This is a genomic window from Trinickia sp., assembly GCF_051954495.1.
GTDB lineage: Bacteria > Pseudomonadota > Gammaproteobacteria > Burkholderiales > Burkholderiaceae > Trinickia.
Map to the genome: position 1 here is coordinate 13,965 of NZ_JBQCHR010000082.1, position 25,027 is coordinate 38,991.

20 protein-coding genes and 1 tRNA gene are annotated in these 25,027 nt (G+C 61.8%); 7 read left to right on the plus strand and 14 right to left on the minus strand.

Features of this window, described 5'->3' with window-relative positions:
• Positions 1–27: 27 nt before the first annotated feature.
• The 7 genes from ACTHNR_RS11280 to ACTHNR_RS11310 form a co-directional block, all read right to left on the minus strand.
• Complete coding sequence (locus ACTHNR_RS11280; RefSeq protein ID WP_440547691.1) at positions 28–1,095, minus strand: ATP-grasp fold amidoligase family protein; 1,068 nt, start codon at positions 1,093–1,095, stop codon at positions 28–30.
• Between the two features lie 66 nt (positions 1,096–1,161).
• Entirely contained in the window at positions 1,162–2,601 is a 1,440-nt protein-coding gene (locus tag ACTHNR_RS11285; RefSeq protein WP_440547693.1) for a hypothetical protein, read from the minus strand.
• Between the two features lie 27 nt (positions 2,602–2,628).
• Positions 2,629–3,762, minus strand: coding sequence for a glycosyltransferase family 4 protein (locus tag ACTHNR_RS11290; protein WP_440547694.1), 1,134 nt, complete (start codon positions 3,760–3,762; stop codon positions 2,629–2,631).
• Positions 3,763–3,817: 55 nt separating this feature from the next.
• Positions 3,818–6,139, minus strand: coding sequence for a polysaccharide biosynthesis tyrosine autokinase (locus ACTHNR_RS11295; RefSeq protein ID WP_440547695.1), 2,322 nt, complete (start codon positions 6,137–6,139; stop codon positions 3,818–3,820).
• A 46-nt stretch (positions 6,140–6,185) separates the two neighbouring features.
• The gene (locus ACTHNR_RS11300; RefSeq protein ID WP_440547696.1) at positions 6,186–6,356 is read right to left on the minus strand and encodes a hypothetical protein; all 171 of its coding nucleotides are present in this window, start codon (positions 6,354–6,356) and stop codon (positions 6,186–6,188) included.
• 87 nt (positions 6,357–6,443) lie between these two features.
• Positions 6,444–7,979, minus strand: coding sequence for a mannose-1-phosphate guanylyltransferase/mannose-6-phosphate isomerase (locus tag ACTHNR_RS11305; RefSeq protein WP_440547697.1), 1,536 nt, complete (start codon positions 7,977–7,979; stop codon positions 6,444–6,446).
• 251 nt (positions 7,980–8,230) lie between these two features.
• The gene (locus tag ACTHNR_RS11310) at positions 8,231–8,515 is read right to left on the minus strand and encodes a hypothetical protein (protein WP_440547698.1); all 285 of its coding nucleotides are present in this window, start codon (positions 8,513–8,515) and stop codon (positions 8,231–8,233) included.
• Between ACTHNR_RS11310 and ACTHNR_RS11315 the strand changes: the two genes are divergently transcribed.
• The 4 genes from ACTHNR_RS11315 to ACTHNR_RS11330 all read left to right on the plus strand — a co-directional run bounded on the left by ACTHNR_RS11315 (position 8,507) and on the right by ACTHNR_RS11330 (position 13,620).
• The gene (locus tag ACTHNR_RS11315) at positions 8,507–9,466 is read left to right on the plus strand and encodes a helix-turn-helix domain-containing protein (protein WP_440547699.1); all 960 of its coding nucleotides are present in this window, start codon (positions 8,507–8,509) and stop codon (positions 9,464–9,466) included. The two genes, ACTHNR_RS11310 and ACTHNR_RS11315, sit on opposite strands and share 9 nt — an antisense overlap.
• Before the next feature lie 195 nt (positions 9,467–9,661).
• A complete protein-coding gene (locus ACTHNR_RS11320; RefSeq protein WP_440547700.1) occupies positions 9,662–11,044 on the plus strand; it encodes an undecaprenyl-phosphate glucose phosphotransferase in 1,383 nt (460 codons plus the stop codon).
• 31 nt (positions 11,045–11,075) lie between these two features.
• Positions 11,076–12,281 (plus strand): polysaccharide biosynthesis/export family protein, encoded by a 1,206-nt coding sequence (locus tag ACTHNR_RS11325; RefSeq protein ID WP_440547701.1) that lies wholly within the window; start codon positions 11,076–11,078, stop codon positions 12,279–12,281.
• 16 nt (positions 12,282–12,297) lie between these two features.
• The gene (locus ACTHNR_RS11330; protein WP_440547702.1) at positions 12,298–13,620 is read left to right on the plus strand and encodes an O-antigen ligase family protein; all 1,323 of its coding nucleotides are present in this window, start codon (positions 12,298–12,300) and stop codon (positions 13,618–13,620) included.
• Between the two features lie 165 nt (positions 13,621–13,785).
• Here the strand turns inward: ACTHNR_RS11330 and ACTHNR_RS11335 are convergent, their stop codons facing one another.
• Complete coding sequence (locus tag ACTHNR_RS11335; RefSeq protein WP_440547703.1) at positions 13,786–15,357, minus strand: hypothetical protein; 1,572 nt, start codon at positions 15,355–15,357, stop codon at positions 13,786–13,788.
• A gap of 884 nt (positions 15,358–16,241) precedes the next feature.
• On the opposite strand from ACTHNR_RS11335, the gene ACTHNR_RS11340 reads away from it, so the two are divergent.
• The 3 genes from ACTHNR_RS11340 (at position 16,242) to ACTHNR_RS11350 (ending at position 18,804) form a co-directional block, all read left to right on the plus strand.
• A complete protein-coding gene (locus ACTHNR_RS11340; RefSeq protein WP_440547704.1) occupies positions 16,242–16,775 on the plus strand; it encodes an acyltransferase in 534 nt (177 codons plus the stop codon).
• 76 nt (positions 16,776–16,851) lie between these two features.
• Positions 16,852–18,609, plus strand: coding sequence for a ShlB/FhaC/HecB family hemolysin secretion/activation protein (locus tag ACTHNR_RS11345; protein ID WP_440547705.1), 1,758 nt, complete (start codon positions 16,852–16,854; stop codon positions 18,607–18,609).
• Between the two features lie 108 nt (positions 18,610–18,717).
• Positions 18,718–18,804: transfer RNA gene (locus ACTHNR_RS11350), tRNA-Leu, on the plus strand.
• A gap of 234 nt (positions 18,805–19,038) precedes the next feature.
• Here ACTHNR_RS11350 and ptsP read toward each other — a convergent pair.
• The 6 genes from ptsP to ACTHNR_RS11380 form a co-directional block, all read right to left on the minus strand.
• Positions 19,039–21,039, minus strand: coding sequence for a phosphoenolpyruvate--protein phosphotransferase (gene ptsP / locus ACTHNR_RS11355; RefSeq protein ID WP_440547706.1), 2,001 nt, complete (start codon positions 21,037–21,039; stop codon positions 19,039–19,041).
• 54 nt (positions 21,040–21,093) lie between these two features.
• Positions 21,094–21,471: a PTS glucitol/sorbitol transporter subunit IIA gene (locus ACTHNR_RS11360; protein WP_440547707.1), complete on the minus strand. Its 378-nt coding sequence runs from the start codon at positions 21,469–21,471 to the stop codon at positions 21,094–21,096.
• Positions 21,472–21,489: 18 nt separating this feature from the next.
• Complete coding sequence (srlE, locus tag ACTHNR_RS11365; RefSeq protein WP_440547708.1) at positions 21,490–22,494, minus strand: PTS glucitol/sorbitol transporter subunit IIB; 1,005 nt, start codon at positions 22,492–22,494, stop codon at positions 21,490–21,492.
• A 34-nt stretch (positions 22,495–22,528) separates the two neighbouring features.
• Complete coding sequence (gene srlA / locus ACTHNR_RS11370; protein ID WP_440547710.1) at positions 22,529–23,083, minus strand: PTS glucitol/sorbitol transporter subunit IIC; 555 nt, start codon at positions 23,081–23,083, stop codon at positions 22,529–22,531.
• Positions 23,084–23,171: 88 nt separating this feature from the next.
• Positions 23,172–23,588: a transcriptional regulator GutM gene (locus ACTHNR_RS11375; protein ID WP_440547711.1), complete on the minus strand. Its 417-nt coding sequence runs from the start codon at positions 23,586–23,588 to the stop codon at positions 23,172–23,174.
• A gap of 139 nt (positions 23,589–23,727) precedes the next feature.
• Positions 23,728–25,026 (minus strand): acetoin dehydrogenase dihydrolipoyllysine-residue acetyltransferase subunit, encoded by a 1,299-nt coding sequence (locus tag ACTHNR_RS11380; protein ID WP_440547712.1) that lies wholly within the window; start codon positions 25,024–25,026, stop codon positions 23,728–23,730.
• Position 25,027 lies beyond the last annotated feature (1 nt).

Here is a 25,027-nt window from a genome sequence, read left to right on the forward strand (position 1 = left end):
CGATGGACGGTCGCCGCGCGGCAGACGCTACAATCCTGCCCTACGCATCCGCTCAAAGCCTTCCATCGACTCTTTCAACATACGCCCCCATTCGTAGTCGTGACTGTCGGGCGTGAAGCGCAACATCCCCGCTCCGGGCGTAAACGTGAGTTCGCCGAAATACACTTCTTTGCCGATCGAATACAAGTCCACGCGGACGTAGCCGAAATCCTCGGCGAGCCGCAGCCCGACGCGTTCGATTTCCGCCCAGTTTTCGGGCCGCGGCACGGGCGCTTCGCTCGGCAAATATGGTCCGAACGTCACGTTCATTCGACGCCACCGCTCGTCGTACAGATCGCCGCGGCAGTCGCCGAAGCGATCGGTGACCACCATCGTATGAACGCGGGGGCCCTCGGGGCGGCCGCCGAAGATATGCAGCTTGAGGTCCGACGGTATCTTGCCCGTGCTCTCGTCGATCAAAAGCTTTTCAAAATAAATCCGAGGCTTGATGTAGCGATAGTGCCGCTCGCGCGACGATCGAGAAAAATCGATCGACAACCAATGCTCGGCGAGCTGGCTCAATTCCTCGAACGTCGTGGTCGACTTATCGTGCACGACCTTGACGTACGCGCAGCCATGATTGGCCTTCATGACAAAAGCCGTAGGCAGTGCGTCGAAAACTTCGCGAGTAAATCGATCCGGCGCGGCGATCAGTGGAATCAGATGCGCCTCGCCCACCTTTTCCCGCACGTAGTCGCGTACAGCGAGCTTATCGGTCAGCTCGACCCATCGCATGTCCGGATGCAGACATCGAAGCAAAACCCGCTCGTTGAATGCCCTCGGCCGCCGCATATTCGGCCAACGCCCAATCAGCCGGCGATGCTGAATGAGCATGAAAGCATAGTCGGGTAAGAGCCGTTTGGCGCCATGCCACATTGCTTTGAGCACGCCATGCAGCGCCGTATGGCCGGCGGCCGGTGCGTGAGCCCCGCTCGCGCCTGCCCCCGGCTGCGCGGCCCTTGCCGCGCGTGTCGCCCCGCCGCGCTCGCTGCGGACGCGCGGAGCGTGGCCCGCGGCGAGACCGCCGGGGCGCTGTCGTACTTCGACTTCGTTCACGTCGCTCCTCCGTTATAGTCGGCGCGTACTGCCCGCATCGCATCAGTCACGCTCGATTCGCCCCGCTCATGCACGCTGCGAGACGACGAGATAGGCGAGATGCATAGGCGCGCCGCGCCCTCCACCATTGACCGCTTCCGGAACGCGAAACGCGATCGAGAGCCCATCCGGGCTCGAGCGAGCCGAGATCGCGCTTGCATCGGCGCTCTCGCCCGTCAATGCATCGATCATCGCCACACCCAAGCGTTCCGGCTGTACGCCGGTTAAACCGCTGACCGTCACTGTCCGCGGCCCTGGACTCGCCCGCACTTGCAGAACAAGATCCGAGCCCGCACGCAATGCCATGCCGGATGCGTTCGGGCCAAATGCCAAATGTCCATCGAAACGCGAGAGCGCGCCGCCCACAGTTTTGTTGAGCACGATCAGCGACTTGCCCGACACGTTGTACGTGCGAGGGTTGCCGCGATGAGTCAAGCGATACGGTTCGACGCCGTCCCAGTGATAAACCATCGATACGTACTTGTTCGGATCGTCCCATCCGTGCGCCAGCGCCCACGTTGCAAACTTGAAGAAATACATCGGCAGATAGTGCGGATCGTTCATGTATCGATCGCCGATCTCCGTCTGCCAGATTCCGCGCGCGGCGCCAGTCGCCACATAGCGCTCGTAAAGCGGCGTCAACGCGTCGACGCCTAGGTAGTGCGTGTCGAGGTAATCGACCCAATCGATCATCCTTGCGTTGACGACGGGGCTGCGATATTCGAGCCATTTCATGAAGGTCTCGATTCCGCCCTGATCGGGCCAGCCTCCGTACACCACATAGCCGCCGTACTTGCGCACGATGCGTGCCGCGGGGACATGGACGAGCTCGACGTAGTCCTGCATGGCCCGATCGTAGGGTCGTGCCTGCTCGCGGTGGACGTTGTAGTTTTGACCATGCCAAAACGTCGCTTGCGGGGAGCCCCCGGTCAAGCGGCCCGCCGCCTCGTTCCAAATCTGGAAATGACGGACGTTGTACGGCGGCGCGACGTAGGTGCGCACGACGGCCTCGACGTACCGTTGCCACACCGTGTCGTCCTTCGGCGCCGAACGCGAATCGCCGTCGACCGTCGCATTCCATTTGGGCGTATAGCCCAGCAGCAGCAACGAGTGAATGCCGTTCTGATTGTTCGCCAAAATGGCGGGCGCCAAGTCGTGGTCGAACGCGGCGCCGGTCTTGTCTACCCGGATCGGCTCGTCGGGCGAATTGCGCTGGCCGGGGCCGACCGAATCGCGGCCCCACGTGATGCCCATCTCTTTCCACATGGCGATGTTCGCCGGCGTCACAGGCCAACCGTTCGCGCCGATCAGTTGCGTCATCCGCCTTTCTCCGCCCGAGCCGCCCGATACGCTCACCTTGCGCGCGGCTTGCGCGACCGAAGCACCGACACTCGAACTCACGCCGGCAGCGGCGATCGCGGCCAGCATGGCGCGCCGCCGTTCCGAAAATTCGAAGCGATCCGTCATGCGCCGAACCCCTTTTTGGCGAACGCGCTACGCGGCCGAACGAACGGCAATCGCAGGTTCCGTTTCATACGTCTCCCCTCTCAAAATCTTCATCAATTCGCGTGCAGCCCGGTCCCAACCATACTCATGCGCGTGCCGCAGGCCTTTCTCCTTGTACTGCGCGCGGAGCGCATCGTCGGTCAGCATCTGTTCGATCTTGCCCGCGATGTCGTCGACCGAGCGCGCGTCGCAGTACATGGCTGCGTCCCCGCAGGCCTCGGCTACCGCCGGGTGTGTGGAGACGATCGCGGGACAACCGCAGAACATCGCTTCAAGCGGCGGCAGCCCGAATCCTTCGTACAACGAAGGAAACGCGAGGCAAGCGGCGTGCTCGTAGAGCGCCTTCAGTTCGGCATCCGACACATACCCGGCGCGCACGATCTGCGGGTTGGTCTCGTTCGTCGAACCTTCCCCAGGCGTTTGCGACGCCGCGCCGCGAGCGAATACCCGAGCGTTCGCACCGCCGACGACGACGAACTTCACCTCGCGCAGATGTCCGAGTTGCGCCACCGCCTCGAGCACGCGCTGCAAGTTCTTGCGCGGGTCCAGACTGCCGACGATCACGCAATACTTGACGTTCGTCAGCGACAACCGCTCGACGATCGACCGGTCCGACGGAATGCGCCGGAAATGATCGGCGCCCGGGCGCACGACGCGCACGCGCGATTCCTCGGCCCCGAGCAGCGCACAAATGCGCGCCTTGGAAAACGCCGATACGGTCAACAAGATCGGCGCGCGCCGGATGAGCATCGCGAACTTGACGCGATACCAGGTGCGAAACAGCCAAGAGAATGTGTGGGGCGTATCGTAGACCGCCATGTCGTGAACCATCACGACATGACGTCGCTTGAAGATGGGGCCGCTGTTGCACAGGCTCAGCAGCAGTTCGCCGCGCGTGGCGAGCGGCAAGGCGATCTGCTCCCACAAATCGCCCTTGAGCCAAGGCACTTGCCGTTGCCGATCGATCGGCGAGGCCGACTCGATCGCGTTGCCGGGTACGGCTATTTCGATATCGTCCCCTGCTGCGTGGGCTGATCGGACGGCGCGCATCAGTTCGTAAGCCACGCGCTGGACACCGGTCAGGCGCTGCGCCGTGAACTTACCATTGACGACGAGATGCATAGTTCTCCCGAATAAACGAAACGACGCGGCCGCGCACGCACGCGGCCTCTCTCGGTCAGGCTGTCGCGTCGAACATCGGCTCCATGTCGTCGCCCGATCCGTAGTACCCGTAGTAGCGATGGCTTCGCGAAAGCGGGATGGCGTTGAACACCGCGCCCGTGACGCGCGCTTCGGATCGTTCGAGCTTGCGCACCGTCTCGGCAATTTCCTCTTCGCTTTGCATACCCGAGCGCAGCACGAGCACCGTCGCACCCGCGTCGCCCGCGATGATCGCCGCATCGGTCACGACCAGGAACGGCGGAGTATCGACGATGACGAGGTCGTACTCGTGCGAGAACCGCTGCAGGAGCTCGCGGAAGTTGTGACGCATGAGCATCGCCGCCGGGTTCGTGATGCGGCTGCCGCACGAGAGCAGCGTCAGCCCTTCCACGCTGGTACGGCGCAGCGCCTCGTGCGGCTGCATCGCGCCCTTGAGCACTTCCGACAAACCGCCGCGGTTCGGCTGGCCGAAGAAATACGCGAGGTGGCCGTTGCGCATGTCCGCGTCGATCAACAGAACGCGCGAACCGACTTCGGCGTGCAACACCGCCATGTTGGCCGCGACGAAGCTCTTGCCGGCCGCCGGCGTCGGGCCCGCCATCATGACGATGTTGTTGGGCGCATGAGCCAGGTCGAGCGACAGCGCGGTGCGCACGCTGCGCAATGCCTCGATCGACGGATCGTCGGGGTAGCGGTCCGCAAGCACCTTCGACACCCCGCCGCCCGTGGCGGCCACGCGACCGTCCACCGCGACCGCGCTTTGCGGACGCGCCGGCAACCCCGGCGTCGAACTGCGCGAGGCCAGCGAGCGGCGTTGCAACGCCCCGATTTCCTGATTCAAACGCGCTTGCTGCTGACTGTAGAGCACCTCGCCCATCAACGGCACGCCAAGACGCGCTTCGACGAACAGGGGATCGGTCACGCCCCTCAGCACGTGGCGGCGCACGAACACCGAGCCCACGCCGAGCAGCAGGCCGAGGAAGGCGCCGCCTGGCAGGATCAGCAGCGGTTCAGGCTTGACCGGACGGAACGGCACCACCGCGGCGTCGAGGATGTGCGCGCCGCCCGTCGTGCTCGCGCGGCGCACCGACAGCTCTTCGGCCTTTTGCATCATGCCGAGATAGACTTGCTCCGCCACCTTCGCATCGCGCGTCAGGTCGACGTTCTTGCGCTCCGATGCCGGCATGGCGTTGAAGCGCGAATTGAACTCGCTCTTTTGCGCTTGCAATTGACGCAACTGATCGTCGATATTGCGCACCCACCGGCTGTCGGGTGTGTAGCGATCGAGCAATTGCGTGCGCTGGATCTGCAGATCGGCAATGCGGCGATCGAAGTCGATTCCGCCTTGCAAGTAGGCTTGCGCCTCGCTCGTCGGCTGCATCGACTGAGCCGTCGTTTGATAGGACGACAGCGCTTGCTCGGCCTTCTCGAGTTCGGTGTGCAGGCGCGGCAGTTCCTTGTTGATGAACGCGAGCGTCGCATTGTCGTTTTGCTGCTTGGCGGCCACGGACGTCGTCATGTACTGCTGCGAGATCGCGTTGGCCACTTCGGCCGCCTTTTCCGGCGACGAATTGGAATACGTAATGTCGACGAGGCCCGTATCCTTGACCTTGTCGCTCACCTTCAAATCGTCGCTAAAGCGCTTGATCGCATCGAGCATGGCCCAGTGCTTGACTTCGAACTCCGTGCCGGGGCGCGCCGCGAGCTGCGTCACGAGCATCGTCACGCCGTTGCTCGAATGCGCCACCTCGCCCACCTTGCCGGTCAGAATCGATTCGCCGCTCGGGCCGCGCAACTCGTAGCGCCCGCCTTCGAGCGCCGTCAGTTTCAGCTTGCGCTCCTCCAACGTAGGCGGCACGTCGAGCTGGCCAATATGCATCTGCTCGCCGCCCCAGGCGTAAGAGCTCATGCCGAACCAGGCGCCCGACGGCTGTCCGGGCTTGGCGAACTTCTGCGCGAGGTTGCCGATGATCGGGAGTGTCTTCGGCTTGATCGTGACGTCGAACCGATAGCGGTTGATGATCGGCTCCAGGACCGCCCGGCTCTGCATCACGGCCATTTCCGTCGACGGCGACGGCGCGGGCGGCGCGTACTGCGGCCCTGTGGACGAGATACCGAGTGCGTTCGGCTCGGGGGGGTCCACCCGCATGACCACGTCCGCCTCGTAGATCGGGGTGGCGAGGAACACGTACGCCAGCGCGAGCGCGGTCACGGCCAGCGCTACGCCGAGCACCTCGAAGATGTGATCGCGCAACAGCTTGAGCATGTCGCGCCCCGACAGTTGGCCACGTTCGCCGCCTGTCTGCACGTAGAGAGAGTTGAGAGCCAAGTCGTTCACTGGCGTGGTCCTCGAAAAGGTAGCGTTGTGTGGATCGCGTCCGTCTTCATTGCGCTTTTTGTTGCGTACTGCTCTGCCGTTCGCGGATCGCGTCTTCCAGCATTTCGAGCAGCAGCTTTAGATCGGAAACGAGGATGGCGCAGGACTTCAGTCCCAACACTTCCGCGGTCCCGATCGAATTTCGGACATGCTCCAGCGCAGCGTCATAAACGTTCATGGATCGAGATCAAAAACGGTTGCCACGTATGCTCCGCCGGAAAACGCGCCGCGGCCGCCCGCAAGACATCGCTCGCGGCCGCGCACTTCAGTTCGCGCGTCCGTAGACATCCTCGAAGCGGACGATGTCGTCCTCGCCGAGGTAGGCGCCCGACTGAACTTCGATCAGTTCGAGCGGTACCTTTCCCGGGTTTTCGAGCCGATGCTTGACGCCGAGCGGAATGTACGTCGATTGATTTTCTCCGAGCAGGAACTGCTCTTCGCCGCGCGTGACGAGCGCCGTCCCGCGAACGACGATCCAATGCTCGGCGCGATGGTGGTGAAGCTGAAGCGACAGCTGCGCGCCCGCGTCCACCACGATGTGCTTGACCTGGAAGCGCTCGCCCTTGTCGATCGAGTCGTAGCAGCCCCACGGGCGCTGCACCTTGCGGTGTGCGTCGACCTCGGGGCCTTGCTGATCGGCGATGCGTCCGACGATGCGCTTGACGTCTTGCACGCGCGAGCGATCGACGACGAGCACCGCATCGGCCGTTTCGACCACCACGAGGTCGGACACGCCGACGCACGTCACGAGCCGGCTCTCGGCGCGCACGTAGCACGTGCTCGCATCTTCCATCAGCACACGGCCGGAAGCCACATTGCCGTTCGCATCCTTGCCGAGCGCGTCCCAGACCGAGTCCCACGAACCGAGATCCGACCATGCCGCATCGAGCGGCACGACGACGCCTTCGACATCTCCGCCACGTGCGAGATTCTCCATCACGGCGTAGTCGATCGAATCGGACGGCACGTTCGCGAACATGTCTTCGTGCGGCGTAAAGCCCGTTGCGCTATCCTGACCCGCTTCGTACGCGGCCGCGCAGGCCGTATACGTATCGGGTTGCATCTGCTGCAAGGTCGAGAGCCACACGCTTGCACGCAGCACGAAAATCCCGCTGTTCCAGAAGTATTTGCCCGATGCCAAGTAGGAGCGGGCGACTTCGAGCGGCGGTTTTTCCACGAAGCGCGAGATCTTGCGTGCGGTGCCGTCGACATCGTCGCCCGGCTCGATATAGCCGTAGCCAGTTTCCGCGCGCGTGGGCCGAATGCCGAGGGTGACGATTGCGCCGCGCTCGGCGTGACGCGTGGCGACGGCCACGGCACGCTGAAACGCCGCCACGTCGCCGATCATATGATCGGCCGGCATCACGACGAGCACGGCGTCGCCTCCGTCCTCCAGCGCATGCATCGCGGCGAGCGACAGCGCCGGAGCCGTATTGCGTCCGCTCGGTTCGATGATGAACCGCGCACCGATACCGAGTTGCTCGAGCTGCTGCGCACTGATTGCGCGATGCTCGGAACCGCAGACGATGATCGGCGCAGCGTCGATGTCGAGCTCGACGTCGGCCAACCGCTGCAGCCGTCGGACCGTCATCTGCAGCAGCGACCCCGCGCCCAGCACATCGACGAGCTGCTTGGGGAAATGCTTGCGCGAGAGCGGCCAAAGCCGCGTACCCGAGCCGCCCGCGAGCACGACGGCCCGCGTGCGCAGCGCCGACTGCGGCGCCAATGTATGCGGCGCACGTAGATGCGTCGCGACTCCGACCGCGCGCGGTCGCTCCCTCGTTTCAACAGGAGTACTCATCTGCTTGTTCTCCTAGTGGGTCCGAAACCATGAAGAGCGGCAAGAAGCGCAAAAACGAGCCCGCCACCGGCCGCTTCGGTTCATGTTGCTGTGAAGCATAGCGACACAACCGAAGGCGAAATCCCGAAGGTCGCAAAAGCCCGAGGTGTTGGCGGATTTCGTTGAAACAGGACAAACATTACGAACGGCCTAACGCTTAACATCGGTAAATGGCAGCCGGATGCAATTATGCGAATCGACAATATTTCTGATTAATAGTCGATATTTTTTACCGACCCCGCCGGCACAAGGCCGTCAGCCCTGTCCCTTACTGCCGCAAGGGGGTGCACGAAAAAAATAGTCGTTTGTAAATTTTTATAACAAAAATATAAAAAATACTTCAGCGAATATCTTTCGAAGAGACGACGTGTCGCGCCAAATACACGGCGATTTACGCCAGCTTTTTCTACAAAAATCGACATGGCATCATGATGATTACGATGATGCACCGCAACACTCAATGTGTTCACCATGCGGAGGAAAGCTTCGTGGATCACGCCACTGTCTTTGCCACACCGCACGTCATGCGACGGGAGATGACCTCGCTCGCCGACGCGCGCCATATCGGGATCCTTATCTTCGACGGTCACTGCCTGTTCACGACAGGCGTGATCAGCGAGGTCTTTCAATTGGCCAACGCACTCATGCGCTTCTCGAGCGGCCAGCCCCCTTATCGGGTGTCGCTGCTCTCCAAGCTCGGCGGTCCGGTCACGAGTTCGTCGTCCATCGCCGTCATGACGCAACGGCTCGACGCGTATTCGGTAGGCGACTTTCATGCGTTATACGTCGCGAGCAACGACGTGCGCGTGACATCGGGCTTCGACGTTCAGCTCGCGCGCTGGCTCTCGGGCTCGGGCGCCCCTTTACACACCGGCGCGGACCGGCATGCGTCGCCGTTCGGCGTGGATGTCGGTGCGCGCCCGCGCCCGAGCGTGCCCGTCTTCTGGATCGGCTCGGGCTCGATGCCGGCCTGGGCGCTCAATCAAAAGGCCGCGCAGATGGCGCTGACCCAGATCGCGTCCGATCACGGCGAGGACATGTCGCTGAGGATCGCGAGCAGCCTGCCGCCCTCCGTGGGCGAGGTCGTCAAGACACGTGTCGAAACGACGAGCCTGAATACGACCGTCGACAAGATTCACGAATCGACGCGTTGGATGCGCGAGAACTTCGGCAGCGACATTTCCGTATCGGATGCCGCGGCAGTGGCCGCGATGAGCGTGCGCAATTATCTGCGCCGTTTCAAGAGCGAGTTCGGCGTCACGCCGCTCGAATATTTGATGCAGCTCAGGTTCGAAGCGATCTGCGCCATGCTCGTGGGCACCAAGCTGCCCGTCGACAAGATTGCGCGACGCTGCGGCATGGGCAACGGCGATCGCCTCGGCCGATTGTTCCGCAAGCGGTACGGCGTGTCGCCCACCGTGTATCGCAAACACGCGTTGAGCCAGTAGCGCCGCGCATCCGATCGGATGCGCCCGGCTGCAGGCGAAACGCTTGACTGCTCGGGAAGAGAACGTATGCAGCTTTATTACCCTTCGCGTCGTCGATGACCTCGTCGCTGCGCGAGCCGCCTCGCGCGTGCGGGATGCCGTTCGCGGCGCCGCTTGGGCGTGGCGGACGAACGAACAACGATTGGGAGTGAAGAAATGCGAGGACTACAAGATCTATGGGCGCGCGTATACGACGTCGGCATCATCGCGCTCGGGGGCCTCATCGCATCGCAATTGCGGTTCGAAGATGTGGCCGACGGCCGGCTTTATTGGGCGTTCGTCGCTTTCTCGGCTACGTTGTCGCTGCTCGTGTTTCCGTCGTTCGGGGTGTACGAATCGTGGCGCGGACGCTCCAAGATCGCGCTCGTGAGGCAACTCGCCCTCGCCTGGGCCGTCGTGCAGGTGGGCGCGATGGCGCTGATGTTTTCGCTGCACATGGTCAACCTCGTTTCGCGCCTGTGGTTCGGCTACTGGACGATGCTTTCCGGCGCGGCGATGATCGCAGGTCGAATCTGGATGCATGCGCTTTTGGGCCGCATGCGCACCGCGGGCATGAACCTGCACCAGGTGGCGATCGCCGGTTGCGGCGGCCACTGCGATGAATTGATCCGCAAGATCGAAACATCGCCGACGACAGGCTTTCGCGCTTCGGCAATCTACAACACGAAAGCTGGCGGCGCACCGATCGCGCACCCGGAAATTCCGGTGTTCGAAGACCATGTGGCGTTTGCCGCGTTCGTGCGCGAACACGAACTCGACGAAGTGTGGCTTGCGCTGCCGCTGAGCGAGGAATCGGCCATCATGACGCTGTTCAACGAGTTCAGAAACGACCTCGTCAACATCCGATTCATGCCCGACGTGCGCACGCTTTCTCTGTTCGAAGGCAGCGTCACGAACCTGCTCGGGCTGCCGACGATCAACCTGATCGCCTCGCCCGTGCCGCCGAGCGCGCTGATCAAAAAGGATCTGTTCGACCGCTTGTTCGCAGCCGCCGCACTCTTGGCGCTGGCCCCGGTGATGATCGCGATCGCCATCGCCGTCAAGCTCAGTTCCGAAGGCCCGGTGTTCTTCAAGCAACGCCGCAAGGGCGTGGACGGCCGAGTCTTCACGATCTACAAGTTCCGCTCCATGCGCGTGCATCAGCCGAAAGCCGGCGTGATCGAACAGGCCAAGCGCGGCGATCCGCGCGTCACCCGCGTGGGCGCCTTCCTGCGGCGCACGAGCTTGGACGAACTTCCGCAGTTCATCAACGTGCTGCGCGGCGAGATGTCGGTCGTAGGCCCGCGTCCGCACGCGATCGAGCACGACAACCTTTATCAGCCGATCGTTCAGGGCTACATCCATCGCTACCGCATCAAGCCGGGCATCACGGGCTGGGCGCAAGTCAACGGCTTTCGCGGAGAGACGGAGCGCGTGGAAAAGATGGAGCAGCGCGTTGCCCACGATCTTTATTACCTACGCAACTGGTCGTTCCGGCTCGACATGCGGATCATCCTCGCGACGATCTTCAAGGGCCTGCGCCATACCAATGCGTATTGAAGCAATGCCTACCGAAGCACGGAGTCCGACAATGACAAACACACTACGATTGCTCGACCGGAACGAAAGCGGCAACGCCGACGACACCCCTCCCGCATCGCGTACGCGCGCACGCGCCGCGAGAACCTGCACCGCAGCCCTGACCGTGCTCTCGACGTTGCTCGGCGCATGCGCGGTCGTCCCGGGTCAGCACATGGAGACACCCCCTTCACTGCCCGTTTCGTCGACGCCCGACGGCTCGGTGCAACAGGCGGAACAGATTCCGATCCAGTCGATCGATCTGAACCTCATCAAGCAGTTGCAGGCCGGCACGAACCAGATGCAGATCGCGAACCAGCTCGACTTGTTCGCCAAGCCCGGCCCTTACAAGCTAGGCCCCGGCGACGTCTTGCAGATTACCGTTTGGGACCACCCCGAACTCGCGGCCGCACTGGGTCAGCAAGTGCAAACGAACAAGCCGGCGGATCCTACCCAGGGCTTCGTTGTCGATAGCCAAGGCACCGTCGATTTCCCGTACCTGTCGCATCCGATCCACGCCGCGGGCAAGACGGTGGAAGAAGTGCGGCGCGAAGTGCGGGCCGACCTTTCCAAGCAATTCCGCGAGCCGCAAGTGACGGTACGCGTGGCCTCGTACCGTGCCGCGCAAGTCTACGTCGACGGCGAAGTGCGCGCGCCGGGCGGAGAAGCGATCAATGACATTCCGATGACGCTGACCGAAGCGATCAATCGCGCGGGCGGCTTCACGGCGAATGCCGATCGCGCGCATTTGACGCTCACGCGCAACGGCAAGTCGTACCCGATCGACCTCACGCAAATGATGGCGCTGGGAAAGAACCCTCAAGACATCATGCTGCAGTCGGGCGACATGCTTCGCGTGAGCACACGCGACGACAATACCGCCTACGTCATGGGCGAAGTCACCAAGCCGATCGCGGCGACGCCCACTTCCGACGGAAAACTGACGTTGTCGGAAGCGCTGAGCCAAGCGGGCTTCATGAATCAAGGCACGGCCGATCCGCGCCAGCTCTATGTGATTCGCGAGCAGAACGGCAAGCCCGAGGTGTATCACCTCGATGCGCACTCGCCCGTATCGATGCTGCTGGCCAATCAGTTTCCGCTGCGGCCAAAGGATGTCGTCTATGTCGACAACGGGCCGCTCGTCCGCTTCAACCGCGTGCTGAGCCTGCTGTTGCCCGCGATCAACGCCGGCTTGACGGCGGCGATCGTCACCAAATAAGTCGAGGTTAGCGAGCGTGGCCTACGTTTCCTTGATCGCGCTGATTTTCAGCGTCACCAATTTCGTCCCGGTCAGCGCGATTGGCTTCGCGCCAATGGTGCTGTGCGGGTGGCGGTTCTTCGGGCGCCGCTACCCCACGTTCATCGCACCGCTGGTGACGTTCGCCGCGTTCGCCTTGCTCTCGACGCTCTACTACAACCCCGAGTCGTTTCTCGAATTCGACTTCTACCGCCACGACGGCAACTTCTTCATCTCCTACGCGCCCATTCTGGCCGGATGCGTCTACGTGCATCGCTGGGATCTGAACAAGATCTTGCGGCGCTTCTATTGCTTCGCCGTGCTCGTCAACGTGCCGTACTACCTGTGGTACATGGCGCAGAACGGCTTGTTGACGATCTTGCGTCATCCGTCCGACACGTTCGGCAGCTATTTCGTCGCCCGCAACGCCGCTGGCGGCTTCCTTGCCGTGCTGCTGTGTCTGGGCATCGCATGCTATTCGATGAAGCGCAGCCGCGGGATGCTCATGCTGATGGGCGTCAATGCGTTGATGTTGTTTTCGACGTACAGCCGCGGATCGATGTTCGGGATTCTCGTGCTGATGCCCTACCTTTTCCTGGGACGCAAGCGCTGGGTGCTCGCCACGCTTATCGCAGGGCTCATCGCCGGCTCGCTGTTCATGGCGATCTATCACACCGATAATTCGGTCGATTACATGGGCTATCGGTTCAGCATCGAAAACGCCGATGAAAAGGTGGCCAACCTCAGCATCCGCTACGAATGGCTATGGCCCCGCGCCCTCGCCTACTTCCGCCAAAGTCCGCTGTTCGGCATGGGATTCGGTTCGTTCGACGATCAGATCTCCTATGTCTCCCGTTACTTCGGCTTGTTCGGACATCCGATCGGCATCACCGCGAACCATACCGACTCGCATGCGCACAACTCGTATTTGAACTTCCTAGCCGAACTCGGCGTGGTCGGGCTCATCCTGATGATGATGTTCTACTGGCGTCTCATCGCGTGGTGCCAAAAGGGGACGTGGGCCGCCATGCGGGAAAGCGGGCGTAACTTCATCGCCTATCGCTTCGTCGAACTCTCATCGGTTTGTCTGCTTGCCATGTCGGCCACAGAGCACCGGATGACGACGCCGTCGAACGTGCTGCCGATCGCGCTCGTCGTGTCCTTGCTGCTCGCCTCGCGCGTACGGGAAACGCTGCCGGCGTTCATGCGGCGGCCTACTCCCATCCCGCCCACGCAAATGCCGCGGCGCACGCCCCCTCGCTCGCGCGGGCAGCGCGGGCCACGCGTGGTGGGCGCGGCGGCGCCGAGCACCGGCCGATGAAGCCGCGGCCGCCCGCCCGGATCGGCGTGCGCCAAGTAATCCACCCGCGACACGTTTAACCTTTTCTTCGCAAAAAAGCTCGAAGCCTCGGCGTGCTACGCCTAAGCTTCGAGCTTTTCGCTTTTGGTTCGCCCGCAGGCGAATCGATCGGTCAACCGCGGCGGCTTAGTTATCCGGGTTGTTGTTCACGAACGACTGGAACGCGTTGTAGGTCGGCTGGATCGGCGTCAGATCGTCGAGCACGATACCGTAGGTGTAGTCGCCGCTCGTCAGTTCGTAGTACATCACCGATTCGACGCCCTGAGTTTTGCGCGCCGCATAGAACTCCGTCATCTGCTGCGTGACGTAGCTCGCGCGAGCCGTCTCATCCTTCTCCGGAGCAAGGTTCCATTCCGTCATGAAGAACGGTACGCCATACCGGGCCTTGCAGTATGAAGGCAGGTTGAAACCCGGCCCGGCGCCGTCCGTTCCGATGTTGAAGACGTCGCCGTAAGGCGAGTAGTTGTGCCAGGTCGTGATGTCCCAGCGCACCTTCGAATAACCGGTGGACCCGTCCGGCTGCACGCCGTCCCACAGCATGTCGGAGGCCGCGACGTCCGACACGCAGAAATTCACGCCCACTTTCGCGCTCGGCTGCACCGACTTGATGCCGTCGATCATGCCGCGGATCGCGCCGCGCATGATCGGCCAGTTGGCATTGTTGAAGTCGGAGTTCTTCGTGCCCGCATACGTCGAATTCACGATGATGGCCGGGTCACGCGTCAACTCGTTGCCGCACTCGTACATCGTCACGCCGTACGGCGCCAACGCCGTGGCGATCGCCGCCGCGCCGGTGTAGCAGGCGCTGTACGCCGCCGATTCGCTCGTGTACAGCGTGCCCGTCAAATCGCGCAGACCGTAGTTGATCAGGGTGAACAGCGTCATGTTCGCGCTTTGGAACGCCCTAGCCAGCGATATCACCGGGTTCAACTGCGTCGATTTGTTGATGCAGCCCACGCGGTAAGTCGTGCAGCCGAGCGCCTGCAGCGCCGTGACGACTTGGGTCGCCGTGAACGGATAATCGTAATGGCCGTTGATGCCGTAGAAATGACCGGCGGTCGATACGAGGTTGACGCGCGGGTCGTTACAAGGCGACCACGTGTTCATCCACGTCTTCACGTAGAACTGTCCGCCCGAGCGCTGCTGATAGAGCATGCCGCCGTACCAGACCAACAATGTGACGCTGGACGAGGCCGTGTCCTTGACGTTGTTCTTCAAGACATAGCCGCCCGACAGCGTCCAAATGTTGTTCAGCTTGTCGATGATGTACGACGCCGGCGGGACAGCCGTGCCGTCAGCCGACGTGCCGCCCAAGCGCGGGTCGATCGTTTGCACCCACTTCGTGCCGGTCCATTGGTAGAACGCATTGCTCGTGTTGATCTGGTACACATAGCCGCCGTACCACAGCAGCGTCGCGACATTGTACGGCCCGGACATCTTGCTTCCGTTCACGTAAATGTAGCCGCTTTTCAGTGTCCAAACGTTTGCGCTGTTGTCCACGATGGAGGGTGCCGGGGGCACGGTCGTGTTGTCCGGCGAAGCAGTCGATGCCGCCGCCGAGCTGGCATTGGCCACCGCGCTGGTGCCCGCGCTCGAGCTTGCGGTCAAATCGGAACCGCCACCGCCACCGCCGCAGGCGACGAGAACATAGCTGCTTGCCGCTGCCGTGACGCAGCCGAGAAATTGACGTCGTTTCATGATTCAAGAACCCCATCAGCGCCGAGGCAACCCCGAGCGGAACATGTAGAAAACGGGTAGCGGCGCTTCTGACGGAGCCTGTCTTTCCCAACAAATGCACACACAACCAGTTAATTAGGTATCCTAACTAACCTACGAACTTTCTAGCCACAATCTGGAGATCGCTTCCGAGGAAGATCCGCTACGCTCGACCCTGCTTCAACACGTCGACGTATCCGGGGAGATCACAGCCGCAACTTGTTGATATGAAGTATTGCCTAACGGACCGACCGGCGAAATCAGCCGAGGAGGAAGATTCCGTAGGGAGTGCGCAGTATGTGTAGGATTCATCCGACACTACTAGCGTAGGAAACGCCTCACGGTCGAATTTTCCGATGCGTGTATTTTCGTATCAAATTGTTACTTTTTGTCGACACGTTATTACCGATACCACATAGGGGTATACGCCTATTTTCGAGAAAAGTTTGTAGGAAATTCGGAAAGTATTTCGTGCCTCTCGCATGGATAGCGCCTTATTAATTTGAATGCGACCCTATAATAAAATGTCGCCATTGTCCCGTACTGCAGCTCGTTTCCGGCTGGAATTCTCGCGTCTCGCGCAACGCCCCCTCCTCATTCCCGCTTGCAACGGCCTGGCAATCCCATCTGAACGCCGATTCAGGAAATGGCGTTGAAATGCTAATAAAAATCTAGACCTCGCTGGCCACGCGATCACCGAGAACGACCCGATACTTCAACAGTGATGCGACGCCTGGTCCGCACGTTTATCTCACGCCAGCATTTGCGCCAAAACCCCCGCTCTATGCGCCACATTGGGGCCCGAACGCGTCCCCGGGTTTATCGTTGACCATCGCGGCGCGACGCGCTGCCCGGCATGCGGATCTATGAAGCTCCTGACGGCATTCAAACGACACCTCTTCATGACGCTCGGCAATGCGATGCCAACCTACGGGCCGTTCAATCGCATCCGCCCCACGTTCTATCGCAAGGCCGGCATGACGATCGGCAAGGACGTGACGATCATCGGCCCGTTGAGCGTTGAATTGAGCCTGAACGAAGAGACGATCCGCGGCATCTCCATCGGAGACCGCGCGTACTTGAACGCCGAGACGCGGCTCGCCTGTCGCAACAGCCGAATTTCGATCGGCGCCGACGTGCAGATCGGCCCGCGCGTCTCGTTCGAAACGGCCACGCACGATATCGTCTTCGCCCCTCGAGTCGGGCGCGGGCTCGATCACCAAGAAATTTGCATCAAAGACAAAGTTTGGATCGGTGCGGGCGCAACGATCTTGCCTGGCGTGACAATTCACGAGGCGGCCGTGGTGGCCGCGGGCGCGGTGGTCACGAAAGACGTGCCGGCCTACACGCTCGTAGGCGGCGTACCGGCGCGCAAGATCAAGGACATCGAACGCAAGTAGCGGGTATTTACGATCCAATCCGACGGCAAACGGAAAAAAGGACGGGGACAACGACCATGACGCATCGAGCACGCGCATGAGGCGCACATTCGGCGGCAAGCTGAAGCGGACCGGCGTAGCCGCGCTGGCGGTCATCAGCGCTTCAGCGACGGCGCAATCGTATCGCGACGTCGCACCGACGCCGCCGCCCGCGGCGACGCGGCCAACCGCCCCGCCTACTCCACCCGCGCCGGCGACCGGCTCGGCGCAAACAGCGGTGGCCACATTGAAAGGGCTGCTTTTCGTCAAGGACGATGGGCATACCGTCTTGGGCACACAAGCACTGCCCGATGGGAAACACGTCGCCGCCGTCGGCCTGCCTGAGCTCGACGATTCGTTCCTCGCCGGATTCGATGCGGATATTGGGCGGTCGTTGACGTTCGCCCGGCTTGCCGAAATTCGTCGCGCCGTGATCGAGCGATTCCGTGCCGCCGGCGAGCCGCTCGTCGACGTCTACGTGCCCGAGCAGGACGTGAGCGACGGTGTCGTGCGCATCGCTATTGCCGAATTTCACGTGGGCAAGGTCACGGCGCGCGGCAATCGCTACTTCTCCGAAGCGCAGCTCGCACGCGAAATGCCGCTGCACAGCGGCGGCCCCATTCGAGAATCGGACGTGCTCGCGGGCCTCTCGTTGCTCAATGCGAACCCTTACCGACGCGTCGACGTGGTCTACTCCCCCGGCTCGGGAACGAACGCAACGGATGTGATTCTGCAAACGCAGGATCGCCTACCGCTGCGCGTCGACGTGGGCTACGACAACGCCGGCGTGCGGCAGCTCGGTCGCGATCGATTCTTTGCCGGCATCGACTACGGCAACCTCTTCGGCCTCGATCAGCAGATCGCCTACCAGTACACGGCAAGCAACGATTTGCTCGGCGGCAATCCGGACATCGAGGGGCGGCCGAATCGGCCGCGCTTTCAAGCGCATTCGTTCAGCTACTCGGCCCCGTTGCCGTGGCTTGACCGCGTCGAGTTCTTCGGCGTGTACGCGCAAAGCACGCCACGGCTCGACAACAGTTTCAACCAGACGGGCGTCTCCGCACAGATCAGCGCGCGTTACGATCGGCACTTGCCGAGCGTGGATGGCTGGCAGCAGCAGGTGCAATTCGGCTACGACTTCAAGCGGTCGAACAACGATTTGGAATTCGGCGGCGTGCAGGTTTTCAATGCGAACACGCACGTTCATCAGTTTCTCGTTTCGTACGACGCGACCAAGAGCGATGCGCTCGGGCAGACGCATGCGAACGTGGCGCTGATCGGTAGCCCCGGGCATCTCGATGGGAACAACACCGACGAGGCGTTCCAAACCACGCGCAACGGGGCAACGGCGCGTTATGGATACGTGCAGTTGCTTGCTCAACGCGATTTGACGATCGGCGCCGGCTTCAGCTTATCGACGCGCGGGCATTTTCAATGGTCGCCGAACACGTTGTTGCCGAGCGAGGAAATGGGTTTGGGCGGTGACGACACGCTGCGCGGGTATGAGCCCTACAGCGTGCAAGGCGATCGCGGATGGAATCTGCAGACCGAGGTGCGCACGCCTGCTTTTGCATTTTTCGGCGAGGATGGGCCTGCGTTTCAGCCGTTCGCCTTCGTCGATGCGGGGCATGTTTGGAACAAGATCGATCAGCCTGGCGAGGTTCAGGCGGGGATGCTCTCGAGTGTCGGCTTGGGGGTGCGGTTTCAGTGGTCGCGATTCGTCAATGCGCGTGTGACTTACGGGCAGCCGTTGCGGGCGTTGCCGGGCGGATCCAAAGCGCCGATCGCGCAGGTATTCGTGGTGATTGGGAGTTGACGGCGGTGGGTCGAATCGCTGAGGTGGGGCGAGCCGGCAAATTTTTTGCTTGAACGCGTTGACAGCCGCGGCGGACTCGCTACAATAGCGCCTTCGCTTTCGAAGCGAGCCCAGGTGGCGGAATTGGTAGACGCACTAGGTTCAGGTCCTAGCGGTGGCAACATCGTGGAGGTTCGAGTCCTCTCCTGGGCACCAAGTTTTATGAAAAAGGCCAGCGATTAGCTGGCCTTTTTCATTTGTTCGTCCAGGAAGCAAGGTGCCTGCGCACCTTACCTGGGGACTCGAACGGCTGCGGGCGGATACCAGCGACGGCGGCAGGTTCGGAACTGCAGTTGAGCCACCCGGACCACCGACTATACGCAAGGGCCTGCCGCGCCTCAGATAGCATCTGAAACAGAACACTGACGCCGAACGCTTTATGACGTGAGGTCACGCGGCATCCCGCTGTGTCCCTTCTATTTCCGTCACAACCTTCTTAGCACGTAGGATAGCCGCAGGGCTCATGCTCAATTCATCGACACCGAGCCGGATGAGCGTCGGTATCATCTCCGGCCGGGACGCAGCCTCACCGCAGACACCAACGCTGATCTTCGCGCGTCGCGCCGCATCGCATACGATACGGATCGCTTGAAGCACGGCGAGATGATCCGTCCGGTACAACGAAGCCAGACGAGAATTCATTCGATCGACGGCCATGATGTATTGCGTGAGATCGTTCGTGCCGATGGAGAAGAAATCGGCCTCTTTCGCCAAGAGGTCCGCCGTGAGCACGGCCGCCGGCGTCTCGATCATGATGCCCAATTTCGGCTTGCCGTGAGCGACGCCTTGTTCCGTCAACTCGCGCGACAGGCGCGCCATGATCGCTTTCGTCCGGCGGACTTCTTCGATATCGTCCACCATTGGAAGCATGACACTCAGGTTGCCATGCACCGCGGCTCGCAATAGCGCACGCAATTGCGGCTCAAAGATCTCGGGGCAGTCCAGGCACATGCGAATCCCTCGCCAGCCGAGAAAAGGGTTTTCTTCTTCGGGGAAGCGAACGCCGGGCAACGGTTTATCGGCACCCGCATCCAACGTGCGGATAATGACGGGCCACGGGGCGAATGCGCGGGCAAGCGTCGTATACACCTCACGCTGTTCCTCTTCCGACGGCACCCTGCGCTGATCCATGAACAGCAGTTCGGTGCGAAACAAGCCCACACCCATTGCCCCGGCAAGCTGAGCCGCCTCGATCTCGGCGAGCGACCCTAGGTTTGCCGCGACCTGTATTTTCTGACCCTCCTGCGTCCGCGGTTCAACATCACGGTATGCGAGCAGGCTCGCTTGTACTTCGCGCTGCGCATCGAGCCGCCTAGACATCGCCTCCTCGAATTCGGGCGAATGATCGAGCCATAGTTCGCCGCTTCCACCATCGATCGCTATCCTCGCCGCCGAGCGCAGTATGTCGCGATCCGCCGCCACGCCGAGAATGGCCGGGATACCGTGCGCGCGCGCGATGATTGCAACGTGAGATGTTGCGCTTCCCGACGTGCAGACAATACCGAGAATATTTCGCAAATCGGCGCGTGCGAGATCGGGCGCACAAAGTTCCTCGGCAAGGACGATGCTAGGGCCCGGCAGTTCGCTGAGCGTGGGTAGCGGCTTGCCGAGCAGCGATGCAGCCACGGCCCGCGTCAGCCCGCGAATATCATCAGCGCGGCTGCGCAGGTACTCGTCGGGCAACGTCGCAAATGCCACCGCCAGATCGAGCCCGCACTTCAGCGTGGCGGCTTCGGCGCTCCACTGCGAAGACACCAGCGCGCGGATCGCACCGGCGAAATCATCGCTTCGCGCCACTTCGGCGATCGCCTCGAAGATCTCGTCATGCTCGGCAGCGTCACCGCGCGGCGCGAGCATTGCGCGCAACGTATCCTCGAGCGCCGCGCCGAAGCGGTGCAATTCGCCGGCTACCTCGTGTGGCGCGACGGATTGTCTATCGGCGACGATCTCCTCTCGGAAATAGGCATACGCCTGTCCGAACGCCAAGCCTTCGCTCGCCGGAACGCCCTTGAACGAAAGACCCGCTGCATCGGTGGACAGCGCGCGGGCAGCGCCTGCGTTCGGCGTCGCACCCGGCTGTTCGACAGCAACAGCGGGAACGCCGCCCCCAGCATCGCCCGTAGCCGGCAATGAAATACTCGCATCGGCGAGAAAGTCCGCCAGCCGCCCCAGCGCCTCGCATTCGTCGTCGCCGTCCGCACGTAAGACGATCTGCTCGTTTTGCTTGATACCCAACAGCATGAGTTTCACCGCGCTTTTCGCGTCGGCCCACGCATCGCCTCGCCCGATCTGCAGCGAGCAAGTAAAACTCTTGGCGAGCTTGGCGAATTGCGTGGCGGGACGCGCGTGCAGTCCCTCATGTACTTTGACAACGACCGGTGTCTCCAGCATGACGTACCCTTTCTAGGATTCGGCAAAACAATCGATTCAATCACTGCTCAGGTATCAAGCGTCGACGATCTCAATGATCGTGCCGCTCTTCATCCCCTCGAACAGACTTGCGCAGTCGACTTCCGACACGCATATCTCGCCCGGACGATCCGCATTGCGCGAGCCGTTGAAATTCAGCACGACGTGGCCCAGTTCGCTGACTTTGTTCCATGCCGTCGGCCCCACCGCCGTCACGATCGCCGAGCCTCCGCCGATACGCAGAATGGCCCCGATCCGCGGCACGTCACGGCTCGCCTGCTCCACGCGGTGCAAGACGGAGACTTCAGCAAGCTCCGGCGGCGCACCGTCGGCGTACAGGATGAGTACGCCACCCTCCAGCAAGGCTTGAACTTCTTCTCCGATCGACGAGATCACAGTCTTGTAGTAGTGCATAGTCGTTCCCGAAATGAATCAAAGGGCGAAACTCGCAACCCATGCGATGAGGACCGAGACCGGCCCCATGATTTGACGGCTGATGAGCACTGCGGGGACACCGATGCGGATCGTGTCCGGCTTCGCCTCTCCCAGCGCCATCCCTACTGGCACGAAATCGCAGCCGACTTGCGTGTCATAAGCGAACAAGGCCGGCAGCGCCATCTGCGGCGGCACGGTGCCGTTGCCGATGGCGGGCCCGATAATGGCGGCCCCGATGACTTGAGCGATCACGGCGCCCGGGCCTAGAACGGGAGAGAGGAAGGGCAGCCCGCAAATCGCCGACAGGATCACGAGCCCGATGATATTGCCGGCCAGCGGCGACAACACGTGGGCGAGCCCGACGCCAACCCCCGTCGAGTTGATGATACCGATCAGCATCGTGACGAACGCCATGAACGGCAGGACGTTCCTGATCACGGTATCGATGGACTTTCGGCCGCTGTTGAACAGCACATTGACCACACCGCCCATCCCGCGCCCAATCGCAGTGATCCAACCGACGATTCCGCCCGAATGCGCGGGATCCGCAGCGGCGACGGCCGCCGCGCCAGGCTCGGCAAAAGGCGCCGCCACGGCGGGGGAAACGGGTGCAGCCGCATCCTCGTCGATCGAATGAAGACTCGCGAGATCGACACCCGAGACATAGACGTCTTCGGTAATGAACTGCGCCAGCGGCCCGGACTGCCCAACGGGGCTGAGATTGACCGTCGGAATGCGCTTGCGCGGGTAAACGCCGCATCGTGCCGTGCCACCGCAATCGATGACCACAGCTGCAATTTCTGATTCGAGCGGCGGATTGCGGAAACCGTCGACCACGACACCGCCCGTCATTTCCGCAAGCCGCGTGGCCACCTTCGGGATGTCGCCGCCGGTCACGGCCACGATTTTGTTGCGCTCCAGCGTCGGCGTAATGGTGAGCGGGCCGCCCCAACCGTTCGGTCCCTTCTCGATCCGTACGGCGCGATAGGTACGTGTATCCATGTCTTCCTCCAGTGCCTTTTGTGTTTGGTGGTGATCAGAGCTTGATCCCTTCGCGCTTCGCGATCATCCGAGTAATCCCTTCGGTCACGATGCCCTTCAACAGGTTCACCACCAAGCCGACACCGAGGTAAAACAGTGCAAGCTTCGGAAGAGAGAATGGAGCGGCGTGATTCTCGGCGAGTTTAGTAATGCCTGCCGCCACCCCGAGCCACACGAACAGCTCTCCAGGATTGCAGTGCGGAAAGAGTCCTGTAATAGGATGGCAAAGCGATACAGCCGAGTCATAAAAGGCCGGTTTGTGCTTTTCTTCGAGGAAAACGCCGAAGGTATAAGCCATTGGGTTGGTCAGGAAGAACATCGCCAGCAACGGCAACAGCGTATAGCGCGTGATCACGTTCTTTGAGAAGAAGCGCGCGAGACCTTGAATGCGTTGCTCGCCGACAAGTGCGATGATGGTATAAACAGCCGTCAACAGCACGATCAATGTCGGCAAAATTCCGGTCACGAAACCGACGAAGGTTTTACCACCCGCATTGAATACACCGATAAACGCCTCGGCGGCGTGAGTCAGAAAATCCAAAGGATTCATGCTGTTCTCCTGATATGGAACACCGTACTTAATGAGTTATTGTGTAATTACCGAACGAAAACCAACACGGAAAAGCTAAAAATCTGGATTAAGACGCCTTCGACAACGACGGCTCCCGACGTTCGTCTGCCGTCCGGCATGCCACTTCAAACGCTTTTCCCAGTGCCTGCTTGACGCTCATGGGAAGCGCAGAGACATCGACACGCTCATTGAACTCCGCGGCCCCCACACGCAAATCATCGAGCGCCTTGAAACGCGCAAAAACGGAGAGGCCAGACATGCTGAGCACCTTGCGCACTCGCGCCTCGTTGTCGATCACGATAATCGCAATGGCGCCCCGTCCCAGCCTGGCTTTGAATGAGCTCGCCCCGAGATATCCACTGTTCCACTCTGCCGCCGTTCTTCGAACGACGCTGCGGTAGTGGCGCACCTGCACCCACGAAGCGATGACCTGCAAGGCCCACATCAATGCAAGCAGCAACAAACCAAGTCGGACGAGTTCCATTGCCTATCTCCTTGCCGTCTCGGCCGCTGGCCGGACTCGGCGGGGGCCGGGCTCGCACCCGGCTGTTGAGCGTTGGGTCTACTTATTAATGCAAATATCGATGAGGATGTATCGGGGAAGACGCGCAATGCACGCGCCGCTAACGTCTCGTCTGCTCGCCGATCACGCGTGCCACGTCATCGGCCGCCTCGATTTGCGGAAGGTGTCCGACGCCCGCGAATCGATGTTGCGCAACCGTACGCGGAAGGCGATCGGCGTGCGCGATCGGCAAGATTCGATCGGCTGCGCCCCAAACCGCACGGACCGGCATTCGCAAGTCCGACAACAGCGGGGCGAGATCGACCTGCAGCCGGCCGTCGCGGAAAAAGGCCGTAGCCATGCGCTCGAGTGTCTGCCTCCTGCCGGGGCGGCCAAGCTGCTGCTCCGCCGTGGTAACGAACCCCTCATCGATGAACGATGCGTCTTGCACGAGTTCCTCCAGCCATGGCCTTAGCGTTGCACGATCGGTTGCTTTCGTCAGGCCGTTCATGAATGCCCAATTGCAACTTTCCCCGATGCCGGCCGGTGCGATCAAGGTAAGAGACCGCACCGCGAGCCGCGAAGACGCGGCGAGTTGCGACGCCACCGCACCACCAAACGAGTGACCGACAAGGTGCGCCGGCTCGGCATATTCTTCCCGCAACACGGCTTCGATTGCTTCCGCAATCGAACGCAGCGAAAGCGCGTCGCAGTCGGGCGATTTTCCATGCCCGGGCAAATCGATGGCAAGCACGCCGATATCGGCAAGCACCCCGGCCTCGCGCATCGCGTGCACGAGTGGCCGCCAACTGTTCAATTCGGCCGCAAAACCGTGGACCAAGACGATCGTAGCCGCATTTCCCTCATGCAGCCATAGGCGATTGAGGCGTAGGGACGATTCCACCACCGCGGGCACTTGCCGCAAAAACGACAGCACGTCGTTCTTGACAATGCGCCCGTGCGGGCCGGAGCCGCTGACTTCCGCCAGTTCGATATGGCTTTCGCGCGCGACCTTGCGTGCAGCGGGGCTCGCCCGCGTTCCCGTCCGCGCTTCGGCCGCACAGGCCGCTGCCAGCTCGCGCGCAACCGGTGCGGCAGGCGACTCCGCAATCGTCGACGAAAGCTCAGGCGCTTGCGCCGCTGCGGCTTGCACCGCCTCTTCCGGCTCCTGCACCGCCTCGCCGCTCGCATAGATCCAAGCGATAACGGTGCCGACCGGCACAGTGTCTCCGACGCTCGCGGAAACCTTGCGCACGATGCCGGACGCGGGCGACTCCACTTCCATCGTCGCCTTGCTGGTCTCGATGTCGAACAGCGGCTCGCCCTCTTTCACCGAATCGCCTTCGCGCGCATACCACGCCGTAATCGAGCCCTCCGTCATATCCATATCGACGCGCGGAAGAATGACCTCGGTCGGCATG